Annotated in this window: 20 protein-coding genes and 1 tRNA gene; 6 read left to right on the top strand and 15 right to left on the bottom strand. The window is 44.6% G+C overall.

Annotated features, from left to right (window positions below):
• Positions 1 to 30 precede the first annotated feature (30 nt).
• Both PAENI_RS19015 and PAENI_RS19010 read left to right on the top strand, forming a co-directional pair.
• Positions 31 to 114: transfer RNA gene (locus tag PAENI_RS19015), tRNA-Leu, on the top strand.
• 120 nt (positions 115 to 234) lie between these two features.
• Positions 235 to 1,629 (top strand): MATE family efflux transporter, encoded by a 1,395-nt coding sequence (locus PAENI_RS19010; RefSeq protein ID WP_149646340.1) that lies wholly within the window; start codon positions 235 to 237, stop codon positions 1,627 to 1,629.
• A gap of 54 nt (positions 1,630 to 1,683) precedes the next feature.
• On the opposite strand, the gene PAENI_RS19005 is transcribed toward PAENI_RS19010, so the two are convergent.
• From PAENI_RS19005 to PAENI_RS18995, 4 genes are all read right to left on the bottom strand, one after another.
• Positions 1,684 to 3,024 (bottom strand): FAD-dependent oxidoreductase, encoded by a 1,341-nt coding sequence (locus PAENI_RS19005; RefSeq protein WP_149646339.1) that lies wholly within the window; start codon positions 3,022 to 3,024, stop codon positions 1,684 to 1,686.
• A 41-nt stretch (positions 3,025 to 3,065) separates the two neighbouring features.
• Entirely contained in the window at positions 3,066 to 3,260 is a 195-nt protein-coding gene (locus tag PAENI_RS32275) for a hypothetical protein (RefSeq protein WP_223178972.1), read from the bottom strand.
• Positions 3,261 to 3,360: 100 nt separating this feature from the next.
• Positions 3,361 to 4,728, bottom strand: coding sequence for a sensor histidine kinase (locus PAENI_RS19000; protein WP_149646338.1), 1,368 nt, complete (start codon positions 4,726 to 4,728; stop codon positions 3,361 to 3,363).
• Entirely contained in the window at positions 4,706 to 5,446 is a 741-nt protein-coding gene (locus tag PAENI_RS18995) for a response regulator transcription factor (RefSeq protein ID WP_149646337.1), read from the bottom strand. The genes PAENI_RS19000 and PAENI_RS18995 overlap by 23 nt, the downstream gene beginning before the upstream one ends.
• A 158-nt stretch (positions 5,447 to 5,604) precedes the next feature.
• Here PAENI_RS18995 and PAENI_RS18990 point away from each other — a divergent pair, with 158 nt between their 5' ends.
• Positions 5,605 to 6,264, top strand: coding sequence for a hypothetical protein (locus tag PAENI_RS18990; RefSeq protein WP_149646336.1), 660 nt, complete (start codon positions 5,605 to 5,607; stop codon positions 6,262 to 6,264).
• A 94-nt stretch (positions 6,265 to 6,358) separates the two neighbouring features.
• Here PAENI_RS18990 and PAENI_RS18985 read toward each other — a convergent pair whose 3' ends face one another.
• Positions 6,359 to 7,297 carry a DMT family transporter gene (locus PAENI_RS18985; RefSeq protein WP_149646335.1) on the bottom strand — a complete coding sequence of 313 codons (939 nt, stop codon included), beginning with the start codon at positions 7,295 to 7,297 and terminating at the stop codon, positions 6,359 to 6,361.
• Positions 7,298 to 7,437: 140 nt separating this feature from the next.
• Here PAENI_RS18985 and PAENI_RS18980 point away from each other — a divergent pair, with 140 nt between their 5' ends.
• On the top strand, positions 7,438 to 8,781 hold the full coding sequence (locus PAENI_RS18980; protein ID WP_149646380.1) for an aminotransferase-like domain-containing protein: 1,344 nt from the start codon (positions 7,438 to 7,440) through the stop codon (positions 8,779 to 8,781).
• A 230-nt stretch (positions 8,782 to 9,011) separates the two neighbouring features.
• Positions 9,012 to 10,490 carry an alpha/beta hydrolase family protein gene (locus tag PAENI_RS18975; RefSeq protein WP_149646334.1) on the top strand — a complete coding sequence of 493 codons (1,479 nt, stop codon included), beginning with the start codon at positions 9,012 to 9,014 and terminating at the stop codon, positions 10,488 to 10,490.
• Here PAENI_RS18975 and PAENI_RS18970 read toward each other — a convergent pair.
• The 8 genes from PAENI_RS18970 to PAENI_RS18935 all read right to left on the bottom strand — a co-directional run bounded on the left by PAENI_RS18970 (position 10,472) and on the right by PAENI_RS18935 (position 19,458).
• Positions 10,472 to 11,446: a MerR family transcriptional regulator gene (locus tag PAENI_RS18970; RefSeq protein WP_262495650.1), complete on the bottom strand. Its 975-nt coding sequence runs from the start codon at positions 11,444 to 11,446 to the stop codon at positions 10,472 to 10,474. The two genes, PAENI_RS18975 and PAENI_RS18970, sit on opposite strands and share 19 nt — an antisense overlap.
• A gap of 224 nt (positions 11,447 to 11,670) precedes the next feature.
• The gene (locus PAENI_RS18965) at positions 11,671 to 12,768 is read right to left on the bottom strand and encodes a polysaccharide deacetylase family protein (protein ID WP_149646333.1); all 1,098 of its coding nucleotides are present in this window, start codon (positions 12,766 to 12,768) and stop codon (positions 11,671 to 11,673) included.
• Between the two features lie 21 nt (positions 12,769 to 12,789).
• Positions 12,790 to 14,094, bottom strand: coding sequence for a 6-phospho-beta-glucosidase (locus tag PAENI_RS18960; RefSeq protein WP_371915750.1), 1,305 nt, complete (start codon positions 14,092 to 14,094; stop codon positions 12,790 to 12,792).
• Positions 14,084 to 15,097 carry an N-acetylglucosamine kinase gene (locus PAENI_RS18955; RefSeq protein ID WP_149646332.1) on the bottom strand — a complete coding sequence of 338 codons (1,014 nt, stop codon included), beginning with the start codon at positions 15,095 to 15,097 and terminating at the stop codon, positions 14,084 to 14,086. The genes PAENI_RS18960 and PAENI_RS18955 overlap by 11 nt, the downstream gene beginning before the upstream one ends.
• Positions 15,098 to 15,127: 30 nt before the next feature.
• Positions 15,128 to 16,117: a LacI family DNA-binding transcriptional regulator gene (locus PAENI_RS18950; protein WP_149646331.1), complete on the bottom strand. Its 990-nt coding sequence runs from the start codon at positions 16,115 to 16,117 to the stop codon at positions 15,128 to 15,130.
• A 133-nt stretch (positions 16,118 to 16,250) separates the two neighbouring features.
• Positions 16,251 to 17,636, bottom strand: coding sequence for an ABC transporter substrate-binding protein (locus PAENI_RS18945; RefSeq protein WP_149646330.1), 1,386 nt, complete (start codon positions 17,634 to 17,636; stop codon positions 16,251 to 16,253).
• Between the two features lie 53 nt (positions 17,637 to 17,689).
• Positions 17,690 to 18,568 carry a carbohydrate ABC transporter permease gene (locus tag PAENI_RS18940; protein ID WP_042184115.1) on the bottom strand — a complete coding sequence of 293 codons (879 nt, stop codon included), beginning with the start codon at positions 18,566 to 18,568 and terminating at the stop codon, positions 17,690 to 17,692.
• The gene (locus tag PAENI_RS18935; protein WP_149646329.1) at positions 18,565 to 19,458 is read right to left on the bottom strand and encodes a carbohydrate ABC transporter permease; all 894 of its coding nucleotides are present in this window, start codon (positions 19,456 to 19,458) and stop codon (positions 18,565 to 18,567) included. The genes PAENI_RS18940 and PAENI_RS18935 overlap by 4 nt, the downstream gene beginning before the upstream one ends.
• Positions 19,459 to 19,819: 361 nt before the next feature.
• Between PAENI_RS18935 and PAENI_RS18930 the strand changes: the two genes are divergently transcribed.
• Complete coding sequence (locus PAENI_RS18930) at positions 19,820 to 20,617, top strand: ATP-grasp domain-containing protein (RefSeq protein ID WP_149646328.1); 798 nt, start codon at positions 19,820 to 19,822, stop codon at positions 20,615 to 20,617.
• On the opposite strand, the gene PAENI_RS18925 is transcribed toward PAENI_RS18930, so the two are convergent.
• Entirely contained in the window at positions 20,612 to 21,967 is a 1,356-nt protein-coding gene (locus PAENI_RS18925; protein WP_149646327.1) for a bifunctional folylpolyglutamate synthase/dihydrofolate synthase, read from the bottom strand. The two genes, PAENI_RS18930 and PAENI_RS18925, sit on opposite strands and share 6 nt — an antisense overlap.
• 8 nt (positions 21,968 to 21,975) lie before the next feature.
• Positions 21,976 to 23,061, bottom strand: coding sequence for a hypothetical protein (locus PAENI_RS18920; RefSeq protein ID WP_223178971.1), 1,086 nt, complete (start codon positions 23,059 to 23,061; stop codon positions 21,976 to 21,978).
• Between the last annotated feature and the right edge of the window lie 12 nt (positions 23,062 to 23,073).

Below are 23,073 nucleotides of genomic sequence, written 5' to 3'. Positions count from 1 at the left end.
TCTGCACTGCATGATTCTTTTATATTTTGTGCGGTCGTGGCGGAATTGGCAGACGCGCACGGTTCAGGTCCGTGTGGGTTAATCCCCGTGGAGGTTCGAGTCCTCTCGACCGCATACCTAAGTGCTTATAAATTAGCTGTACTTTTGAATTGCTCTTCAACCTGAAGAGCCTTTTTCTATTTATAAGGATATTTCAGATCTGGATAACTCTAATGTAAAAGAAGTGAAGCGAAGATGGAACCTAATGTAAATGTCAATACGAAGCGAAGTGTGCGGTTTCTTGAAAAATATTTTTCAGGAGAATCGTTAGATTATCGCCATATGATTGCTTTATTTATCCCTATTCTGGTAGATCAAGCCTTTATAGTGGGGCTAAATCTAGTGAATACGGCTATGATCAGTTCGTCTGGTGTGGCGGCTATCAGTGCGGTGAACATGATTGATTCTCTTAATCTTTTTCTCATTAGTGTGTTTATCGCGGTATCAACAGGTGGTACGGTTGTCGTAGCGCAGTATAAAGGAAGCGGTAATAGTCTTATGGTATCAAAAGCTACCGCAGGCGCCACTTCATCGGTTTCCCTTATGGCTTTTGTTATTGGTATGTTTGGTATTCTTTTTCATAATCCGCTGTTGAACTTACTATTTGGAGCAGCTTCACCCGAGGTAATGCACAACGCCCGAATCTATTTGATTGGGAGCTGTATCTCCTATCTTGGAATAGCTGTGGTAGAGGCAGTGTGTGGTGCTCTTCGGGGAATCGGAAGGACGAGAGCCTCGCTTGCGCTATCGCTCATTATGAATTTAGTTTACGTCCTCTTGAATCTCGTATTTATTAACCTTTTGCATATGGGTGTTCTAGGAATGACCATTTCTATAAATATAGCTCGATATTTGGGCGCGATATGCGCTCTGTATTATCTGTTCCGGATGGACAATGAACTGCATATTCGAATTCGTGACTTACTGGTGGTTCAATTCTCCATGCTCAAAAAAATAATGTTCATCGGTATGCCGTTTGCGGCGGAGCAGATGTTCTTTAATGGTGGTAAGATTCTGACGCAAGTCTTTATCGTCAGTCTCGGTACTTACGCGCTTGCTACAAATGCTATCGCCTCTTCCTTTGCGGGGATTATGCAAATTCCGGGCAATGCGCTGTCTTTAACGATTATTACAGTGGTCGGACAATGTATGGGAAGCAATAATGTTAAGGATGCTCGGAAATTTATTAAATCGTTTCTCGTAGCATCTTCCCTTTCCTTTGTGGTGATGGGATTGTTAGTTATGCCTTTCTTCCATCCGCTAGTGTCGATGTTTCATCCACCTGCGGAGATTGTGAGGGATATTTTCATAATTGTACTTATCAATACAATCGTACAAATACCGTTGTGGTCTGTTAGTTTCATAACACCGTCAGCGCTTAGAGCGGCGGGTGATTCCAAGTTCACATCCATGGTGTCTATGTTAAGTATGTGGTTGTTCCGTGTAGTACTCGGATACATCTTAGGTATTGTTTTCGATTTCGGTCTACTTGGGGTTTGGTTAGCTATGAACTGTGAGTGGGGAATTAGAGGATTCATATTTCTACGGCGCTTCATGGGTAAGAAGTGGGTTCAGCATCGTGTTATATAGTAAAAGTAAAAGACACCCCATGTGGGTGTCTTTTTGTTTGCCATGCATGTAGTATTATTCTTTGATCTGTGAGAACAAATCATTCAAAGCTTCACTCATTGTAGGGTGAGTAAAGATATGATCTCTCAAAAAGGTAAAATCTTGCCCTGTTTGTATTGCCATGCTCACGATATTAATCACTTCGCTAGATTCCGCACAGAACAATGTAGCTCCTAGGATTTTATTGGTTTTTGCATCCACAATTGCTTTTAGGAAGCCCTCGGTTTCGTTAATTAAGCGAGCACGTGGAATAGCTGCTGCAGGCAACTTAGCGACTTTAATTTCAAGTCCTTGTTCGACGGCTGCTTCTTCACTTATTCCTACTCTGGATAGTGGGGGATCAATAAATACACTGTATGGAACAACGTCACGGTCATTTGTGGTATGGGAATGATCGCCGAAGAGATCATTTCGTACAATTCTATAATCATCTAATGAGATGTAGGTAAACTGTAATCCGCCTTTGACATCTCCGAGGGCCCATATATGGGAAACGGTGGTTTTTAAGGAAGGGTCTACCTTAATAGCACCCCGATCTGTAACTTCTACACCGGCTGCTTCTAAATTTAATCCCTCAATGTTTGGTTTTCTACCTGTCGCAACCAGAACAGCATCGACTTTCAATTCTTGAATAGCACCATCTATCGAAAAGGAGATAACTGCTCCATCTTTAACATCCTTCAGTCCTATAACCTTTGCATTCAGTTTGACCTCAATGTTCTTCTTGGTAAAGGTTTGGAGGACGGCGTCCGCGACATCGCGGTCTTCTTTAGGAATGAATTTCGAGGAACCCTCCAGCACCGTAACCTGTGAGCCGAATTGACTGTAGATCGAAGCGAATTCCAATCCAATATAACCACCACCAATGATGGCTAGTTTAGTTGGGAGCTCCTTAAGATCCATAATGGATGTGCTGGTATATACGAACTTACTATCTTGTATCCCATCAATAGTAGGAATGATGGTTTCAGCGCCCGTATTAATGAAGATTTTATCGGCGGTTAAGATTTTCGTCTCACCGGCATCCTTTACTTGGACTTCGTGATCCGATAAGAAGGAAGCTTCACCATTGATAACTTCTATATTCTCGTTCTGATTTAGATTATCGTAATTTTTTTGGCGTAGACTTGAAATAAGTTGATCCTTATTATGGACCGCTTCTATATAATCTTCCCCTTGATGGGCTTGATAAGCTAAGGATTTCGTAGGGATACAGGCGATGTTAATGCAAGTTCCACCGTACATTTGCTTAGAGCGTTCAATCACGGCTACTTTCCATTTTCGATTAGCTAGTTCTGTGGCAAGGGTCTTTCCGCCTTTACCGAAACCAATAATAATAGCGTCGAACTTGTTCATTTTAATACCTCCGGGTCACACAGGATGTTTTAAATTATGCATTAAATAGCATGTTTCTTTATTATTACCCTAAATCCGAAGGCCATTAAACGAACGATAAAGAGATTTGAAGACGAAAAAGAGATCTCCTCTAAAGGGAATCTCTTGATGGTCAACATCGATCTGCCATCGACCATGATTATTTGACCCGTAATATAGTCGGAGTCTTCCTGTGTCATTTCTTCGATCGAACTCATTCTAGATGCATGTGCATTGCCGCCTTCTTTAACAATGAAAGAACTGAGTTCGAGGTGCTTAGGAGGATCGCTTTTTGGTGTTCGCTCGACATAAAACTGTCTAGGTAGGGGAGAGTGTAGGGAATCCCATGGTGATCACTGCACCGCCATCCTTACGGTTCCCTGCCGAAATCAGACCTCCGGAGCGCTCAACGATCGCACGGGATATGGCTAGTCCTAGCCCTGATTCACCATCTTTTCCTTTTACAAATCGGTGGAACAGGTATGGAAGCAGATCTTCTGATATGCCAGGGCCATCATCACTAACGGAGAGCAGAACCTGACCATCTTTAACCGAAGCATGAATGTAGATATGCTGGTTGGCATAACGAGTTGCATTGGAAACTACATTAAGCAGCGCCTGCAATAGCTTATCTCTATCGGCCCGGATCGTAAGTGGCTCGCAGTCATCGTAGGATACATGTAGGGTCAGTCCCTTTTTCATCAAAAGGGGGTTCATGCGTTCAATTGTTTCTACGACTAAATCGTCCAGAGAAAGCTCGCTAGTTCTAAATATATCCTCCTCACTATCCAGCTTCGCAAGCAGGGTCATTTCAGTAACGAGCTTCTTCAGACGACTACTCTCACTCATAATAATATCCAGACCTTTATCGATCCCTTCCCCCTCGAAGATACCATCCTTAATCCCTTCAGCATACCCAGAGATAGACATTAGTGGGGTCTTTAATTCGTGTGAGGCATTCTGGAAAAATTGCTTCTGTACGTGGTTAAAACGATTCAATTCGCCAGCCATGTCATATACCGACTTAGCGACAGCGCCAATCTCTCCGCCAGCTTTGATTAGCTTAACATCTGAAAAGTGGCGTTCCTTTACCTTTTTCAGCTCTTGCTGCAGCTTCATTAGAGGTTGGATTAGCTTTTTCGTGATAAACAGGCCAAATAGGAGCATGAATGCCCCTGCTGCACCGAAAACGATTAGAAGTCTTTTGAGCAGAGCCTGTTCAATCGTTGTAACTGCGCTCATAGGTGTAAGCAGAGTTAGCGTGCCTATCGGGGTGGACTTCACTTCCGTTATATATCTTGCATCTGTTCCATTCCATATGTTCTGGAGATCCGAGGTTTGACCTGCGACAAACTGCGTATTGGAGTTTACCGCGATTGAACTCATATTCGATGAGGTGGACAATACTTTTCCTGTCTCATCGCTAAGAATGGCCTCGACGCCTGCAGTACCAACAGTAGAAGGCATGATCACGGGTAACGCATGGAGTTCAGTCCCCATGTCGCCCATGTACGTGCTCCCCTCAATCATAGTGGCTGACATGGCAGAGCTAATGGTTCGCAATTCTGCCTTTTGTGTACCGACAAAATGATTGAGCAGTACAAAGTGGATCACTACAGCGGTAATAGACAGGAGCAGTACCAATACGATGCTAAAGGCTATATTAATCTGATGTGCTAGCTTCATTGATCTCCATTCCCTCCTCAATACGCATACGATAACCATGTCCCCAAACGGCTTCAATCGGCAGCAGGTCTAGTTTTTTCCGCATCCGTTTAATTAAATGGTCCACGGCGCGGTCGCTCCCGAAATAGTCATCTCCCCAAACATAGGTTAACAACTCATCTCTTGTAAATGCGCGGTTTGGAGAAGCTGCAAAAACTTTTAGAAGGGTGAATTCTTTGCTGGTGAGTTCAATCTCATTTCCGTGCCAGAACACACGTCTTTCCTCCAATAATAACTGTAGGTGGCTAACTTCAATTTGCGTCGATGGGTGTGGGCTACTACTTGCGGGTTCCACGGGATTACTCATTTTATACCAGCGTTGTAACTGGCGTTTAATGCGAGCAACTAGCTCCCGGGGGCTAAATGGCTTGACCAGATAATCATCACTGCCAAGCTCTAAGCCTAATATTTTATCCACTTCATTATCTCTTGCGGAGATCATAATAATCGGTACCTCGGCTTCATTGCGAATCCGCCGACAAAACTCGTACCCGTCCATGCCAGGCAACATTACGTCGAGCACCCACATATCGGGTGGACTTGTCTGCCATAAGGTCCATGCTTCCTCAGCGCTGCCAAGGCCGATCGTGCGGTAATTTTCTTTTTGTAAATAGGCTTCTACAAGATTACGTATATGCTGATCATCGTCTACTACGGCAATGAGATAGTTGGTATTCATTTCGTTACCTCCAGAGTATTCTTCTGCAATTATATCAATCCATAGGTGGGTATAGGGGTCTGCCATCGTTTTTCCACAAATTAACCAATGTTATGCCACACCCATTTTGTAAGCTTGGACTTGTAAGATCATTCAAATCGACGAGGAGTGTTGTATTTATGAATCAACAGATGATATTTAAAAAGTTAGCGTTGTCCGCCCTACTAGTGTCCGCAGTTGCCGCACCGACTGCAGTGAACGCAGCTAGTGGAGCTAACGATCAAAGTGCGAAGACAACAGCAGCAGCCGTGGTTACTCCAGCAAATAGTGGATCACTTTCTGCAAGCTTAATAAGCTTTGATTGGGTAGATCCCCTGGAACTGGCTAAAACATACGCACCTAATACCCTGGAAGACTGGAAGAAGACCTTGGATCAATATTATAAGGCTGCTGGATTTAGCATTACCGCAGTTTCTGAGCTTGTACCTTCTGAGCAGGCGGAGGGAGTTCAATTATCGAAAGAGATTGGATCAGCTGAAGCTCTTCCCGTGAGTTACATTGAAGCGGGTCGCAATGTTGAGGTATTACCTAATGATAAGAAGATGGAGAGTTTTGCCTCTACTTCAATTAAAGGTGTAGCTGCAATTGCGGCAGTAGAATCGACTGAAGCTACGATTTCAATTCAAGAACTTAGTGAGGCTGATAAAGCCTTCTTCAAAGCCCAAGAGGATCTGAATAGCGCGGCTAAAACCAAAGATTCCACTGTGATTAATGAAGCTTTAACTAAACTATTGGATCAATATAAAGAGAAAATCAAGGCGTTAGAAACGTCGAAGTAATAGTGATAACCGCAGCTTGATACAGAATAGAGAGAATGAAAAGGTAAAAGCAAAAAGACACCTCGAGGGGTGTCTTTTTGTTACGTAAATGTATCTAGTCCAACCCAATCTCGCTTTTTGCTTGAACCCTTGCCCTTTTCCGCCAATTCACTCCGATCACCCCGGCAATGATCATCACCGTGCCGGTCCAATGATACCATTCCAGCTGTTCATTCAGTAGGAGTACACCACCAAGAATAGAGACAACTGTCGAAAGACTACCGAAGATACTCACGCGTGAAGCCTCCATTCGGGATAAAGCATAGTTGGAGAGGAAGGAGGTCACGAGGGAAGATAGCACACCGAGATAAATCATGGAGAATATGAATTTTGGATCCTGAAAAGGTGTGAAATATTGATTCAAGGTTCCTGCCGAACCATGTTTAATGATCGATAATCCATTAAAAAATATAAATCCAAATAAAGTAATCATATAAGTGAGCTCTTTAGGACTCCAAGTTCGTGTCAGCTTTCGGGCCGCAACATTATAGCCGGCAAGGGATAGCGCTGAGATTAGGATGAGTAAGACGCCCCACAGACTGGAGGAAGAAATACTCACGCCTGGAATGGCAAAGATAAGAATTATGCCTGCAACCGAGATTAGGGTGGAGATCTTCTGGAAACCGCTCGTAGTTTCTTTCAAGAACATCGCTGCTAAAATGATGGTGAAGATGGGCATGGTCGCCTGAATAATGCCCGCTACAGCAGATGTTGTATGCAGAAGTCCAAAGGCTTGAAGTGTAAAGTACAACGATGGGTATAGTAGAGCAAGTGGGATTACCACTGCTGCCTTGGAAATACCAAACTTCACCCGCCCCCATCCTGGAAAAGTAAATAATGAAGCGGCAAGGAAAGATAACGTGAAGCGGTGAGCTAACGTATCGAATGGGTCCGAGACGGTTAAAGCCATTTTTACAAATATAAAAGAAAACCCGACAATAATAGCATTCAAGACAGCAGCTACTATCGCTTTTTGAGTAGAAGATGTATTCATCTATAAGACCTCCAAAGTGTTGCGCGCATTTAGGACCGGTCCTGTTATGCTCTTTATTCTAAGGCTAGAACAGCTATGCTACAATGTAATTATTGTTCATCTGTACCGGTACAAAATAGACTCGGAGGTAGGTGAAGGGCATATATAAGTATTCGGAGTTAATCAACGATCTGGAATTACAAATCGCTGAAGATACATATCGTGAGGGAGACAAGTTACCTTCTATTCGAGAGCTAGCGCTACGTTATGATTGCAATAAGAGCACGGTTATTCGAGCACTCCAAGACCTTCAGGACAAACATCTAATCTATGCCGCGTCAAAGAGTGGATATTATGTCATGAAACGCAGTGGGGAGCGAAAAGAAGAGGGGGCGCACTGGATTGATTTTACAGCATCTGCACCGGACCCGGATATTTTTCCGTATCTAGATTTTCAACATTGTATTAATAAGGCGATCGATATGTACCGTAAGGATTTGTTTATCTATGGAACGCCGCAAGGGCTGCCGTCTCTGATCCGTGAAATGCAGCGGCAACTGGCCTCATATCAGGTATTTGCTGATTCCAAACAGATTTTTATCACCTCAGGTGTGCAGCAAGCACTTGGACTCTTAACCCGTATTCCTTTTCCAAATGGCAGGGAGCGTGTGTTGATTGAACAGCCGAGTTACCCACTGTTTATGGAGTATTTGAAGACGTACGACATCGAGACAGAGGGGATACAGCGTTCGGATAACGGGGTGGACTTGAATGAATTAGAGCAGTTATTTAAGACGGGCCAGTTCAAGTTCTTCTATACCGTACCACGGTTTCATAATCCGCTTGGCGTTTCCTATACCCGCAACCAGAAGAAGGGGATTGCCCAGCTTGCAGCTAAATACGATGTGTATATCGTTGAGGATGACTACATGGCAGATCTGGAGCAGGATACGAAGCAAGATCCGATTTATGCCTATGACAATACATCACACGTTATCTATTTAAAAAGCTTCTCCAAGATTATATTCCCAGGTCTGCGCGTTGGTGTGGCTGTACTTCCTGAGGTGCTCTGTGAGTCCTTTAACCGATTCAAAAGACTGATGGATATAGATAGTTCTATGCTGTCACAAGCTGCCTTGGAGTTGTATTTGAAAAGTGGAATGTTCGAGCGCCACCGAAAAAAGATGCGTTCCTGCTACGGAAAAAGATCCATGCTCCTCCATGATTCGATTATGAGGGAGGCAAATGCAGCGTCTGAACAGCATTATTCCTATGTTCCTGCCAGTCAGCTAGGTGTGCATACGTATCTGAAATTGGAGGATAACTTTAGAGCAGAGCAGATGATCAAACGGCTGCAAAAAAAGTTCATTCGAGTGGAGATGGCGAATAGCGGTTACCTTCCCTATTTTGCGAAAAAAGAGAGAATTCTAAAGCTCAACGTATCTAGTGTAAAAGAGCCTGATATTTCTTCTGGCATTGCACAGGTGATTCGAGAAATACGCTGAAGTTGCATCTTATGAATGTTCTATCTTAATAAGATCCATCAGTTGAGAGGCGACCTCCAAGCTGTTATCTTCCCCTCAATTATGCCCCAATCCTCATTTCTCGTAACCCATAGTTTTTCTCTATCCTCCATTCAGTGAATTAAATAGGTGTTTGATTCTCCTGTAACAGGAGGTTTTATACTTGGTTCAGGTCGGCGGCCAGAAGAGAAATCCAAGGAGGATTATAGATTATGAGATGGATTGAGATCATGCTTGTCTTATTTAATGTATTGATGTTGGGTGGGTTAATGCTAGGACGCCCTAAATCACAATGCGGGTGGCTGATAGGCGGCGGAATTTCTGCTGTTTTACTGCTTGTCCACGCTTTCGTGGAAGGATTGCGGTGGCCGATGATCCCAATGTATCTGGTTACACTATGGGCGATTGTAGGAGGGGGAAGACCTTTCTTCCGATTCACAGCAAGGATAGAAAGAAAGTCGCGACAGCGCTGGAAGACACTAATTATTGGAGGAGTTGGAGTGGTTTATGCTGCTGTGTCCATTGCGCTGCCGCTCCTATTCCCTGTATTTTCTTTTGCGGAGCCCACAGGTCCTTACAAGATAGGAACCATTACCTACCATTGGACCGATTCTGCAAGAGAAGAAAAATTTACGAAAGCATCCGGTGATTCCCGCGAATTAGCGGTGCAAATCTGGTATCCGGCAAGTTCGGAGGCTACTGGAAAAAAGGCGCCCTATTTATCTGATCCTGCTCCCTATATAGAAGGATTGCATGAATTTTTGCACCTGCCGGAGTTTTTATTCTCAGGGTTTAAGCTGGTCAACACCCATGCTATTGCGAATGCCGGATTAGCGGATACAGAATCTAAATATCCTGTGCTTCTATTTTCGCATGGATTTATGGGCTACAAGAATCAGAACATGTTTCAAGTCGAGCAATTGGCAAGTCACGGCTATATTGTCGTAGGGATTGAACATGCTTATAGCAGCGTGGCTTCGGTATTTCCAGATAAGCCTGTGGTGAAGTTTGATTCAGAAGGAAAAATGGGCTATGAGCAAATGAAGTATTCTTTTATGGATCGGCGTAATGAAGTTTGGGTAGAAGATGCGAAGTTTGTGCTTGATCGAATGGAGGTCTTGTCTGCGAACGACCCTAGTGGTCTGTTTACTGACAGGATCGATCTTGAACATATGGGCATGTTCGGGCATTCCTTTGGGGGAGCCACGACGGTGCAAATGCTGCTGGATGATCAGAGAATACAAGCAGGCATCGATATGGATGGGGTACTTTACGGTGAAAAGCGGATTCCTACAGACGGCCTAAAGAAGCCTTTTCTGCTCATGAGTGCCGATGACACATTAAAAGGAGTAGACCAAACCACTGATGCAGAAATCACCGCGCTTGGGACGAACAGAGAAGAAATTACAGCCTACTATAATGAGCTGTTTGCCCGTTATGAGCCGGTAACCGCAGGTGGAAACTATTGGATGACATTCAAAAAAAGCACTCATATGAGCTTCTCCGATCTATATCTGCTCACCCCGTTGTTTAAATGGATGGAGGGTGTAGATGTGAGCGGAACACATGAGCTGATTAATGAGTACACGCTTGATTTTTTTGACCATTATTTAAAAGGGCAGCCCTTGCAATATTTGAACATCAACCTGGGAGACCATCCGAAGTTCACACTTCAACAAGGCGCAGAGTGAGAGTTCTCCTGCCCGAGTTTCCATTGTAATCCTTGCATCAGCAAGGTGTTTCCTTCTACAATAACATCCCATTTGGGATTGAGAAGCAAGCACAGTTTATTAAAGCGTTCTATCCGTTCGGTAGGAGCAGTGTGCATGCATTGAGCATATTGACGGAAAAAGGCAGCTTTATCGCGGAACTGCTCTGGATCTGCATACAGCATCACAAAATCTTCAACAATAGCCTGTACAACAGCGCTGTCTGCTGATAATTTGTGTTGCAGGGCTGCTTCCACCCGGACTCGGATACTCTCCAGCGTTCTGATCCAGGACGCAGCGGGAACACGAGGGTGTCTGACCATATTGAGGAAGGGCAGTTCGAATCGGACAAGCTCCTCCATGTACTGCGCATCATTCATTAGCGCTTGCAGCTCATTCCAAGCTACGGTTTGCCCAGCTGTCACTTTGACTTCATTGATAATATATTTATTGAACAAATATAAAAAAGTATTCTGCCATTCAGATGGCAATTGACTGAACGGTTGCATTTCTTCTATTTTGCTGGAGATGAACTCGTTTCGTTTAGCGGTATTCATGGACAAGGAGTCAGCCAGCTCATTCATGTAATCCATGGAATTGCCTGATGAATCATGCGCTTGGGCTTGGCGCAGAATCGAAATCATATTAGTCAGCGTATTAACCTGCGTCTCCAGTGCTTCGATTTGCCAGTTGAGTGCTGTATTGAGCTGAATCTCTCCAGCGATGACTTGGCGGATCTCGTCAATGCCAAAGTCCAAATAACGCAGTGTTGTGATCAGCCGCAGGCGGGAAATATCTTCGGGAGTATATAACCGGTGTCCACCTTCGCTGTGACTCGATGGTTTCAAAAGATCAATGTCGTCATAATAACGGATGGTTTTAATGGTTGTGCCCAGCAGCTTAGCCACCTCGCCGATGGTTTTGGTATCTTTACGCAAGAAATCACCCCATCTGATGGAATAATACGATGTTGCAATTGATTGTACCGAAAGGAACAACAACTTTCAATTAGAGCTTACATTTGGATGATAGTATAGCAAACTGGGATTACGGCGTTTACTGCTGGGATGTTTACCATTCCCATAACGCAAAACAGCGATCCACCAATAACGGGGGAGCGCTGTTTTTTACCGCAACTATTTATCAGTATAGATGATGTCTCTTATTGATCTTCTACTATCTCTGACTGCCAGCCTAACTGTCTGCACATCTCGCTCATTTTGCGAATATTCAGCCTAGCCTCGATCCGGGTTAAGCCCAGTCTGATTGAAGTATCCGCAGCCCAGCGAAGCAAGTATACCAAGGTATCAGCCTGCGCTTCTTTAGCCGCATAATCTAATAATACAAGGGTATTGTCTACGACACCGGCGCGTACATATCCCCAATAGCTCCCATCAAATTGCCGTATGGTAAACAACTCGCGATCCTCTGTCACTCCAACCTCTTCTAGTGGACTCTCCAGATGCTCCAGCCACTCCTTTTCAGAAGTGAAATGTAGTGTATATTGCGGAATGTTCCACTCAGTTGTCTGGGTCGCGAGGTCGGCAAGCTGCTTACTATTTTCTAAAAGGATCCACTTTTCCACGGGATGATCTAACTCTGCGGGAACGTCTACAACTATTTTCCAGGGTCTGTGGTTTACTTCTACACCAATGGACCCAAGGATCTCAGGTACGCCGACACTTTCCAAGCCTCTTTGCTTGGCGATCCGAATAAGTGCTCTCAGTGCATCCGGTGAACCTTTTGCAACATCATTACTATGCATGACTACAATGGTTCCATTCTCAAGCGTAGGTTCAACTCTGGCAACGATCTCTTCAGCAGTAATACCAGACCAATCTCCGCAGTCAACGCCTTCAATATCTAGATAATCGCCCCATTCTGTCAGCCACTCGAGATTTTCTTCCCGGAATGAGCAATATGGAAAACGCATGAAATTGGGAGAAGGGAGACCCGTTGCGTCCTGATAGGCCAGCTCAGTCAGCTTCAACTGCTCTAAGAATACCGCCTTTGGCACTTGGGCCATTCGCCGATGATGGTACGTATGCGGAGCAAGCACATGACCACGGGACAGGATCAATCTCGCCTTCTCTGGATAGCGATCCATCCATTCCCCAGTGAAGAAAAAGGTGCCGACAGCACCTTCCTCCTCCAAAACATCAAGCCATAATTCAACGGGAAGCTGGGAAGGCCCATCATCAAATGTAAACGCGCAGATGGCTTGGTTCACATCGCCTTTCCAAACCGCTTTAGCTGACATATTGATGCCTCATCTCTATGGTTATTTAGTAAAAAAGTTCGGCAAGAACTCTTTATTGGCTTCCAGCATTTCATCCAGCATACGAACCGCCACATCTACAGATGGAACGAGTGGATGATGCACCATTGCCTGAAGGGCAAGCGCACGATCACCAGTCACAGCGGCATCAATGGCTAGCTGCTCGTAGGTTTTGACAGCATGAATAAGCCCTTTGGCCATCGGTGGAATCTTAGTCAGTGGTAGAGGTAGTGGTCCGTTCTTGGTGACAACACAGTTCACTTCAATGCTTGCATCATCTGGCAAGAAGTCCAGTATGCCACGGTTAGCAACATTCAAGGTCTGGATGTCGTTTGAACCGTTATAGAGCGATCTCATGAGATTAACTGCTGCTTCTGAATAGAAAGCACCACCGCGTTGTTCTAGCTGTTTCGGTTTCTCGCTCAGCTCTAAGTTAGCGTATAGCTCAAATAGCTCTTCTTCTACGCGTTTGACGACTTCAGCACGGTTGATACCTTGCTTAAACGATTCCATCTGCTCTTCGAGCATGGCATCCGTCATATAGAAATATTTCAAATAGTAGGAAGGCACGGCGCGAAGAGATTTTAGGAATTCTGGATTCCACTCTCGGGCTGGCACGTTCTTGGCACTGTAGCCCTCTGTGAGCATATCATCCAGCTTATCTTCACCTTCAACGTCGATTCGAGTAATCCAGTGTAAGTGATTCAGACCAACGAATTCGGCATAAACACGGTCGGCAGCTACGTTATATTTGGCGGATACTTGTTTAATCAGACCGATAGGTGCATTACAGAGACCGATACTCTTTACTTTGGAGTATTTCAGAACAGCCTCAGTGACCATTCCTGCAGGATTGGTGAAATTGAGCAGCCATGCGTTAGGAGCCAGCTCTTCGATATCCCGGCATACATCCAGAATGACAGGGATCGTACGCAGTGCTTTCATCATTCCGCCAGGACCTGTCGTTTCTTGACCAATGACACCATATTTAAGAGGAATCGATTCATCACGTGCGCGGGCGTCAAGCATACCGACACGCATCTGAGTGCTGACGAAGTCTGCACCTTCGATAGCCTTCCGGCGGTCTGTTGTAAGATGAACTTCAATCGGAAGCCCGGATTTCTCAACCATGCGTTTAGCGAGATTTCCAACGATATTCAGCTTGCGAAGTCCAGGTTCGATGTCTACGAGCCATAGTTCACGAACAGGAAGCTCCTTGTAATGAAGAATAAATCCCTCTACCAATTCGGGTGTATACGAAGAACCCCCACCGATAACTGCGATCTTTAATCCTTGATTAGTTGCCAAGATCAACCACTCCTGTCTTTTTTGTTTGTTGGATCGATTCATAATCTTGAAATTGCCGCATGGTCTCATACGCTTCATTACTAAGGGTCAAACCATCTTGATCCATCGCGGACCATACGGCACCTACTACAGGCTCTGTGGCAAGAGTCACCACAGTTGCTTGTGGAGCTGCGGCTTGTACAGCTTTCTCAATAGGTCCGCGAATCCAGCCGCGATCCCCACGGGTTAGCAGACTTCCCGCCAGAACCACATCGAAGGTGTCCTGCTCCATCCCAAGCTTGTGGATGACTGCAGTAGCGGACTTCCCTAACTCAACGCCTTGCCGATTTAGAATCTCTAAGGCTACAGTATCTCCTTCAGCTGCTGCTTCGAAAAGCAAACGAGCAGCATGAACAGGGACCCTTTTCCAATGGTTGAGGAAATCATTAAACATATCTGCAACTTCCTCATAACCTAGCAAGTTGAGTAGAAGTCCGGTCAAGAGGGTAGGTTGCTCCCGTCCATCCCAAGCTCTTATAACAGAACGAAAGACTTCAATGTTGAGTGCACCGCCACCGCCGAAGTCACCGTACATGTAGTCAAAGCCACCACACTGATAATGCTCTCCTTGCGTGTTTCTGCCTGCCGAATTGGTGCCTGTGCCGCAGATTAGGGCAACTCCATAAGGGCGATTCGTCCCTGCACGTAATCCGATCATGGTGTCACAGTTAATGGTGTAATTAATAAATCCGATCTCGCGAATCATTGGATGGAGAATGAGATAATCGGCCTCTCGGTCAGCACCGGCAAGCCCAAGATAGGTATGTTGGATGTCCTCCAAACGGAGTCCAGCCTCATCTAGTGCCCCGAATGTGGCCTCTCGAATGCTGTTGGCTGCCTCAAGTGCGCCTGTCTGGTGGTTGCCGTTACCGCTCCTGCCCTTACCGAGAACATTGCCATGTTCATCGCAGAGCAGAGCATAGGTTTTGGTGCCTCCACCATCGATCCCCAAGTAGTAAGTCAATGGTTGTCACTCCTTGTTTATATGATTTAATTACTTGGAAGTAGTAGATTCCCGTACAACTAACTCTGGGTCAATCTTTACTCCAGCTCCGCGCTTCATCTTTCCAGAGATACGCTTTAAGAGCATTTCGGCAGCTGCTAATCCAATTTTGTCCGATGGCTGACGGATCGTTGTTAAATATGGATGAAGCTGTGAAGCAATATAATGATCATCATAGCCAATCACAGCTACTTGTTCGGGTACCCGAATGCCTGCTTCCATTAACGCGTTGATGACTCCAAGGGCAATATTGTCATCGCCAGCGAATACCGCAGTAGGTAACTGTCCTTCGTTCAGCCAACGTTTGCAGGTTTCGTATCCCATTCCAATATCGAAATCACCATGTATAATCTCAAATGGAGTAAGACCTTTTTCCTCAAGTGCATGTAGGAATCCGGCACGCCGCTCCCGCGTACTACGGAACATCTCCTGTCCACATAGATGAGCAATTGACGTATGACCGAGCGCTAACAGATGACTGGTAGCCATGTAGCCACCTTTGAAGTTGTCGATCGTGATAGAGTAGGTGTCATTCTCGGGCTTTTGGTTATCAATCAGCACATAGGGGATACCGCGACGCTTTAATTCCACAATATAATTATCCTCTTCCATCGGAGAGAGTAGAAACAAACCGTCTACACGATCCTCTTGGATTAAATAATGGTTGTCATCCGATTCGATGCCTGCTGAGATGGAGATGGCCAAAAAATAACCATGCATCGCTAAGACTTCATTCAGCTCTTTGACCACTGCGTCAAAAAAGGAATCCTGCAGGGTCGTGACAATAATTCCGATAATTCCCGTCTTACCACTTGCCAGACTACGTGCCGCTGCATTAGGGCGATAATCCAGCTCTTTAATGGCCTCCAGCACCTTCTGGCGATTATTCTCGCGTACCGATTCGGCCCCATTTAAGACCCGGGATACAGTTACAACCGATAATCCTGATTTTTTGGCTACATCAAAAATACTCACTTTCATCTCTAGTTCTCCTCGCGGCAGATTTTCCGATCCTGTTTTCTACCTTCAGTATACAGGGTTGGCAGACTGTCCGCTAAACGTATGATTTCAAACAGGTATACCGTCCCTAAAGGGACGGCATATCTGCCAAATATTAACGATGAATGATCTCCGTAACTTTTTTCTGAATCGTCGTCATCACCTCTTCCACCGTCTTGTGTCCAGTTTCTACTGGCTGCAATTCATTAATGAACATGTCATTAATTTGCGAGTAGTTGGTGATCAAATGGTTGTAGGATTCGAAGCCGTAGTTGACAGCACCCTCGTAGACATTTTTGATATCTTGTGGATCGATGCCGTCAAAATGTTTATAGTAAGCTTCAGCAGCTTCGGTGTTGACTGGCGGGTTACCGCCACTAAGCTCAATGGATTTCTCCTGCACTTCGGTAGTGATCAAATATTTGATCCATTCCAAAGCTTCCTTCGGATGTTTGGAGTCCTTCAAGATCAGCAGTGGATCGACGTAAAGTGTGCTGCGTACCTTATCGTTGCCTCCCCAAGGCACAGCGGCTACGCCAATTTTGAAGGGGAAGTCATTCGCACCTGCAAGGTTCCACGAGCCACCGATGGACATACCGATTTTACCTGCAACAAACGGATCGCCGTTCTGACCGGCTACGCTTTTACTCCACTCGGTGGATGGAGAGACTTTATCTTTGAAGACGAGATCAAAGAGTTTGTTGTAGGCAGCAATCACTTCAGGGGAATCAAAATAAGTCTCTGAAGGCACGCCGCCATTAGTCCATGTATCCTCTGAATAAGGCTGCGCTCCAAAATATAATGGGCGCATATCGCGTTCAGACCAGGTGAAGTCTACACCATATTGTGTTTTGGCAATATCATCGGAGACGAGAGTCATTTGTTTAGCCTGGTCGACCATCTTTTCAAACGTCCAGCTCTTATCTTCATAATCGCTTGTTGGGTAAGTCAGTTTGGCAGCATCAAACATATCTTTGTTATAGAGCATCAAGGTGACATACATATTAACTGGGATGCCATATGTGTGATCTTTAACCTTATAAATGTTCATCAGGTTTTCTGGGATGTTGTAATCGGCTGCCTTGAAACCATCCTCTTTTATGAGGTCGGTCAAATCGAGCAGCATATCCTTGTTGTAGTATTCTGCGAAACCTCCATAACCCCAGTGACTTGTCACATCGGGTGATTTGCCACCGGCAATTAGCGTTTGAAGCTTGCTGTCGAACTGCTCATAAGGTGCTTTTTCCACTTTTACTTTAATGTTCGGGTGCTGCTTTTCGAAATCAGGAATTAATTTCTCAACAAAAGTCCGGTCTTCTGAATCTATTGTGTAATGGGTGATGGTTACCGTTTCTGCTTTGCCTCCTGAATTGGTCGAGCCGCCATTTCCTTCAGATAGAGTGTTACCCGCCGATTTGCCGCCGCTACAGCCTGACAATGCCAGAACAACAAGCATGGTTGTTGCAAGTAAAAGCGCACTACTTTTCCTGTTCTTTTTCATTAGCTAAACCCTCCATGATTTCAAGTATATTTGGCCGCCCGGGTGGCGGATTATTACTTAATCCCTGTAAGTACAATCCCTTCGACGAACTGTTTCTGTGCTACAGCAAACAGCGTAACGATAGGAACCATAGCTAGAACCGAAGCGACCATCAGCAAATGCCAAGGTGGAATGCGGAATCTGGATGAGGTGAGAGAAGCCATCCCGACGGGTAGCGTGAACTTCTCTGACGAGCTTAGGTAAAGCACCGGTGTAAGCAGATCGTTCCAGTTGTAAATAAAAGCAAAGATAGCTACAGTTGCAAGGGCGGGTTTGGAGAGTGGGAGTGCTATAGTAGCCCACATCCGTATTTCGCCGCATCCGTCAATGCGTCCGGCATCAAACAGCTCTTCAGGCAACGTGGAGAAGAATTGGCGCAGCAGGAAAATGTTATAAGCTGAGCCGAAAAAAGCAGGCACAATCAAGGGTAGGAAGGTGTCGATCCAGTTCATTTGCGAAAAGAGTACGAATTGCGGAATCATAATGGCTGGATAAGGCAACATCATTGTGCTCAACAATAGGATGAACCATATCTGATTTCCTCTACCTCTGAATCTGGCGAATCCATAGGCGACCAGTGCTGAAGAAATCAAGGTGCCTACAACGCTGAGGCCGGCGATAATTAAACTATTTTTGTAAAGCGTACCGAACTGCAGGGTATCAAATATTTCTGTGTAATTGCTCCACTGCCAGCTCTCTGGAAGAAAGGTGGGTGGGAACTTCAGCATCTCACGTTTGGACTTAAGTGAAGTGGAGACCATGAAGAACAAAGGAAGCAGCATCAGAAATGTTGTGACTACTAAAGTAATAAAGCTGAAAATCTTAACAGGCTCCACTTTCCGGCGGCGTTTTGTTCCTTTAGTCTGGGGGCTTAGCGCTCTGACTGTACTCATTTGCGTCCGCCTCCTTCGTAGTGAACATAACGGTTAGACAATTTCATAATCAGTGCGGTGCACAGCATAACTACGATGAGGAGCACCCATGCCAAGGCTGAGGAATAACCGGCACGATATTCTTTGAAAGCACTGGTGTAGAGATTATAGACATAGAACCAGGTAGAGTAATTTGGACCTCCTTGAGTCATGACAAAAGCTTGGGTAAAGACTTGGAAGGAATCGATCAGTCCCATAATTAGTTGAAAAAGCAGCACGGGAGAGATCATCGGTAAGGTGATGTTTAAGAAAATTCTGAAGCGTCCGGCACCGTCAAGGTTAGCGGCTTCGATCAAGCTAGCCGGTACGCCTTGCAGACCTGCGAGGAATAAAATCATTCCTGAGCCTGCTGTCCAGAACGTCATGATGATCAAGGCATATAGTGCAGTGTCCGGGTTCATCAGCCAAGCTGGTCCATGAATACCGAACCAGGAAAGGATGTAATTGAAGAGCCCGATCTGCGGGTTGAAGATCCAGTACCATAGGAGCGACATGGCCACGCCGGATACCATGCTTGGAAAATACATGGCCGTTCGGAAAAAGCCGCGCAGGGGAATGGTCTGGTGAAGCAATAGCGCAAATCCAAGACCGAGAACAAGCTGGATAGGTACACCGATGAAGGTATATCTCAGCGTGACAACCACCGATTTCCAGAATAGGTCATTGTGAAACATCTCTGTGTAGTTAGCGAGCCCGACAAACTTAGGCGGGTGTATGATGTCATAATCAGTAAAGCTGAAGTAAAGCGATGATAAGATAGGATAAAGGGCGAATACTAGGAAGCCGATAATCCAAGGAGAAATGAACAGATACATGTAGAAAGTCTGCCGCCTGTTCTCGCGATTGATCATGACACACCAACCTCTCATTTTAAAGTATAAGCGCTTTAACTTTTGGTCGTGCTAATACTATTAAGTAGCAATAATAATAGATACCTTGGTATTAAAGTTTAACCGCTTTAACTTCTTGGTTCGCTTGATAAGCTTATCATAGAGGATGATCACTAAATAATCAATACTTATTTTTAACTATAAGAGCGCTATCAGTCATTAAACATAACATTAACCCTGTTATTTTTTGGGGGAAAGTTACTCGAACAAGATTTATAAGGTTTTTGTGATAGTAAATATAACATATAAATATTATTTTCGATTGATATTTCTCATGCTATGATTAGGTTTGGTCATATTTTGTTAGAAATGAGGATACTGAATGACGACTAGACCTTACTTGAAAATGATCCAGCATTCTGTTACAACCTCAGGGATTACCTTTGAGGAAGTTACACCAAATTTCGTATATAGAGCGACGGATGGATTGAAATCATTTGTGATGGTAGACGCTGAGATCGGACTAAACAACAGTGCTTCTACGATCATTGCCATGAGTAAATCTCTAACTTATGACGTTTTGCATAAGGCGAATATCCCCGCGGTAGAACATATCTATTTGCCACATCCTGACTCCAAATTTAACAACTTGAATCCTTATTCATTGGCTGAACGTTATTTCCAAACGCTCAATGGGGCGGTAGTTATGAAGCAGGATAACGGGGCACAGGGAAATCATGTGTACAAAATTAATGAGACAGCCGATCTGCACGAAAAGCTGGATTTATTATTTTCTTTACAGCTTAATGGGGCAATAGGTCCCTATTATGAAGCGGAGATTGAGTATAGAATCGTAACTTTTAATCACCAAGCGCGTGTATTCCTTGGCAAAAAAAGAGTTCGCTCGTGGAAGCACAATTTGATTAACGGGGCTGTTGTTATTGAGGTTAGCGATCAGGCCAAACGAGCGGTTCTTGCGGCGCTTGCTTCCGAGACCTCTAAAGCGATGGGCCTTGATTTCTGCTCCGTGGATATTTTGGAGACAGATCAAGGCCTCAGGGTGATCGAAGTGAATCATAAGGTTATGCTAGATGAGTATTGTAAGCAGAATCCAAGTGAAGTGCCAGCTCTATCTGATCTTTATCAGGAAGTCATTCTCCAGCGCTTTGAGAAGCTATAAGCCGATATCGAGCAGCGATTGCCCGAATAATCTTTTGGCATTTCCGATAAAGGTTTGCGTGCCGACAATTACAATAATCTCGGAAGACGAGCCAGTTTGTATGTGCGTTAGAGCGTCCTCTAAATAGGGGAACTCGTAACTTTGTTCGATAAATCGGTTGGCAACAAGGAGTGCATCTGTAGGAAAAGAAAGATGACTGATATCGGGCTTTGTGATGATTAATTGATCCGAGACCGAACTCATCACTTCGATAACCCCTGGGTAATCTTTATCTTTAGGGACACCGATAATTGAAGTTACAGCTCGGCTGCGGTCAGGATTCACCAGTTGAATAAGCTCAGCCAAATAGTGTGCCGACTCTTTATGAATTGCTCCGTCAATTATCGTTAATGGATCATGGCAGATCACTTCACAGCGACCCGGCCATTGCAATTGTGCAAAGCATTTGAGAACGAGTTCCCTATTCAGAGGACCACTTGTAATATCCTCACATAGTGCGACTGCAGTGGCTGCATTAAGAGCTTGAAATTGCCCCAATAACGGAATCGTTAAGGACGGGTAAACCGCTTGATTTGTCTGAACATTAAAAGTAGTTCCAACGGGTGTTATTGCAATAGAGTCAGCCCAGAACTGCTCCTCATAATACTGCACAGCGTTGGAAGTGAGGTTCGCTTTTATAGTCGCAAGTACGCTCGATTTCTGTTTGCTGATATAGACGTTAGTAGCCTTGTTTTTGACGATGCCCAGTTTATGTAATGTAATGCTGTTCAGGTCAGGTCCCAAATTAGCTACATGTTCCTCCATAATCGGAGTAATGACAGCCCAATCATTCTTCAGGACATTCGTGTCATCAAACCTCCCGCCTCTTCCACATTCAATTACATTGAAATCGGTATGATTCTCCTTGAAGTACAACGTCGCAATCGCCAAACCCACCCCAACAGGACCTTGATACTCATCAGCGGCAAGCTGATCTTCAATCGTTTGAAATCCCTCGCGAACCACATTTCCTAATCGTACAAAATCCTCTGTGGATATGGCCCGCCCGTCAATCCGTATTCTTTCGTTGAAATCAACCAGATGAGGGGAGGTAAACAAGCCCACTTTATAGCCTAGGTGACTTAACAAAGAAGAGATAAACCTTGAGGTGGAGCCCTTACCTTTACTGCCTGTGACTAGTATGTATTGTTGATCTCGATCCGGATTTCCGACTAGTTCCAGCAATTCTCTGGTTAATTCCGGTCGTCTAACTTGTCCATCCAAAGTTTCTGTGATGTTGTTAATGGCTCTTAGATAAGAGCTGTAGATCATATCTTCTACCTGGGCTTGTGAAGTGAATTCCACGATCATCGCTCCATTTAGTTAATTTTTGCTCGTTCTTCAGATAGCGTCGTGTAGATGATTATCGGAAGTAGTATCAGAGAAATAGCAACGGTCAGAGCGATGCTCCAGCTCAAATCCTTATACAGCTGTACTACTGTAAACAATAGAGCAATTACAGGCAAGACCAGCTTATTTAAGTGTTTTAAGAATAGGGAATTCATGCTTCTCTTTACGGTAACCGATGTGCCGATACTGGGGATTTCTAGTTCATTTCGTGACAAAGCGGTGATTCCGATAAATAAGTGGCTGTCGATAAATTTGAGCTGATCATCCTCCTCATTTAGCTTGATCAACTGGGCAATATGCTCAGTGTCTATATCTAAGATGGGGACGGTGATTTCTTTGTTGTTATAGGTAATGACGATTTTGTCGGTCTCTTCCATGCCCAGCAGCTTTCTAACATTGGGGTGAATTCGGCATAGATTTTGGTGCTCATCAAAAGGATAGGGATGTCCTACTCTTAGCGTAAGCTCTCTTTTGCCAATAAAAAGATTTCCTAATGCGGTTAAGGGCCGTTTGATTCCCAGATGTATAAGTTTATGTATGCCTGGCTTGGACTGAGGACTTATTCTTGCACGGGTAATAATTAGTTGATCATCCTCAGTGGCATGAGTCTCAAGTAACAACATGATATATCTGTTGAAATATAGTGCATTCGGCTTGGCTGTGTCATCCTCTTTTAACGTTAAGTTTACCCGAAAGCCATTCTTAGGATTAATCAGCTCTACATGGTTCGAATACTTGCGGACGAGCGTTGGACAAGCTTTGACATAAGGTTTGGCAATCTCGTCCACTTTAGGAATTCCCCGAAGGATCGTGTTGTACTCAGGTTTAGTAATGGTTAATCCTGTTATGGGGCAATCTCCTAGCTTGTCCTTTGCTCTTTTAGATAATTGAATACTGCCTCTAGGGATATCACTTTTAGATAAAAGCAAACAGCTAACCTGAGCATCATTCTCTGCTTTAAGCTCGACAAAGATATGGTGGACTAAGCCTAATTCAGCCAGCTCATCGGGGTTCATCGTGAGTTCTTCCCGGGCAGTATAGCTTTGTTTGTCCAATAGGGTGAAGGT

Origin of the sequence: Paenibacillus sp. B2(2019), assembly GCF_008370385.1 — a bacterium.
Taxonomy (GTDB): domain Bacteria; phylum Bacillota; class Bacilli; order Paenibacillales; family Paenibacillaceae; genus Paenibacillus_AQ.
The sequence above is the reverse complement of the archived record's forward strand: the minus strand, read 5'-3'. Positions and strand labels throughout refer to the sequence as shown.

Bases quoted from the DNA above. Each gene is read 5' to 3' on its own strand.
- PAENI_RS18930 (WP_149646328.1), top strand. From the start codon at position 19,820: ATGACGACTAGACCTTACTTGAAAATGATCCAGCATTCTGTTACAACC.
- PAENI_RS18945 (WP_149646330.1), bottom strand. From the start codon at position 17,636: ATGAAAAAGAACAGGAAAAGTAGTGCGCTTTTACTTGCAACAACCATG.
- PAENI_RS18990 (WP_149646336.1), top strand. From the start codon at position 5,605: ATGAATCAACAGATGATATTTAAAAAGTTAGCGTTGTCCGCCCTACTA.
- PAENI_RS19010 (WP_149646340.1), top strand. From the start codon at position 235: ATGGAACCTAATGTAAATGTCAATACGAAGCGAAGTGTGCGGTTTCTT.
- PAENI_RS18940 (WP_042184115.1), bottom strand. From the start codon at position 18,568: ATGAGTACAGTCAGAGCGCTAAGCCCCCAGACTAAAGGAACAAAACGC.
- PAENI_RS18950 (WP_149646331.1), bottom strand. From the start codon at position 16,117: ATGAAAGTGAGTATTTTTGATGTAGCCAAAAAATCAGGATTATCGGTT.
- PAENI_RS18965 (WP_149646333.1), bottom strand. From the start codon at position 12,768: ATGTCAGCTAAAGCGGTTTGGAAAGGCGATGTGAACCAAGCCATCTGC.
- PAENI_RS18995 (WP_149646337.1), bottom strand. From the start codon at position 5,446: ATGAATACCAACTATCTCATTGCCGTAGTAGACGATGATCAGCATATA.
- PAENI_RS19000 (WP_149646338.1), bottom strand. From the start codon at position 4,728: ATGAAGCTAGCACATCAGATTAATATAGCCTTTAGCATCGTATTGGTA.
- PAENI_RS18925 (WP_149646327.1), bottom strand. From the start codon at position 21,967: ATGATCGTGGAATTCACTTCACAAGCCCAGGTAGAAGATATGATCTAC.
- PAENI_RS18975 (WP_149646334.1), top strand. From the start codon at position 9,012: ATGAGATGGATTGAGATCATGCTTGTCTTATTTAATGTATTGATGTTG.
- PAENI_RS18985 (WP_149646335.1), bottom strand. From the start codon at position 7,297: ATGAATACATCTTCTACTCAAAAAGCGATAGTAGCTGCTGTCTTGAAT.
- PAENI_RS32275 (WP_223178972.1), bottom strand. From the start codon at position 3,260: ATGAGTTCGATCGAAGAAATGACACAGGAAGACTCCGACTATATTACG.
- PAENI_RS19005 (WP_149646339.1), bottom strand. From the start codon at position 3,024: ATGAACAAGTTCGACGCTATTATTATTGGTTTCGGTAAAGGCGGAAAG.
- PAENI_RS18935 (WP_149646329.1), bottom strand. From the start codon at position 19,458: ATGATCAATCGCGAGAACAGGCGGCAGACTTTCTACATGTATCTGTTC.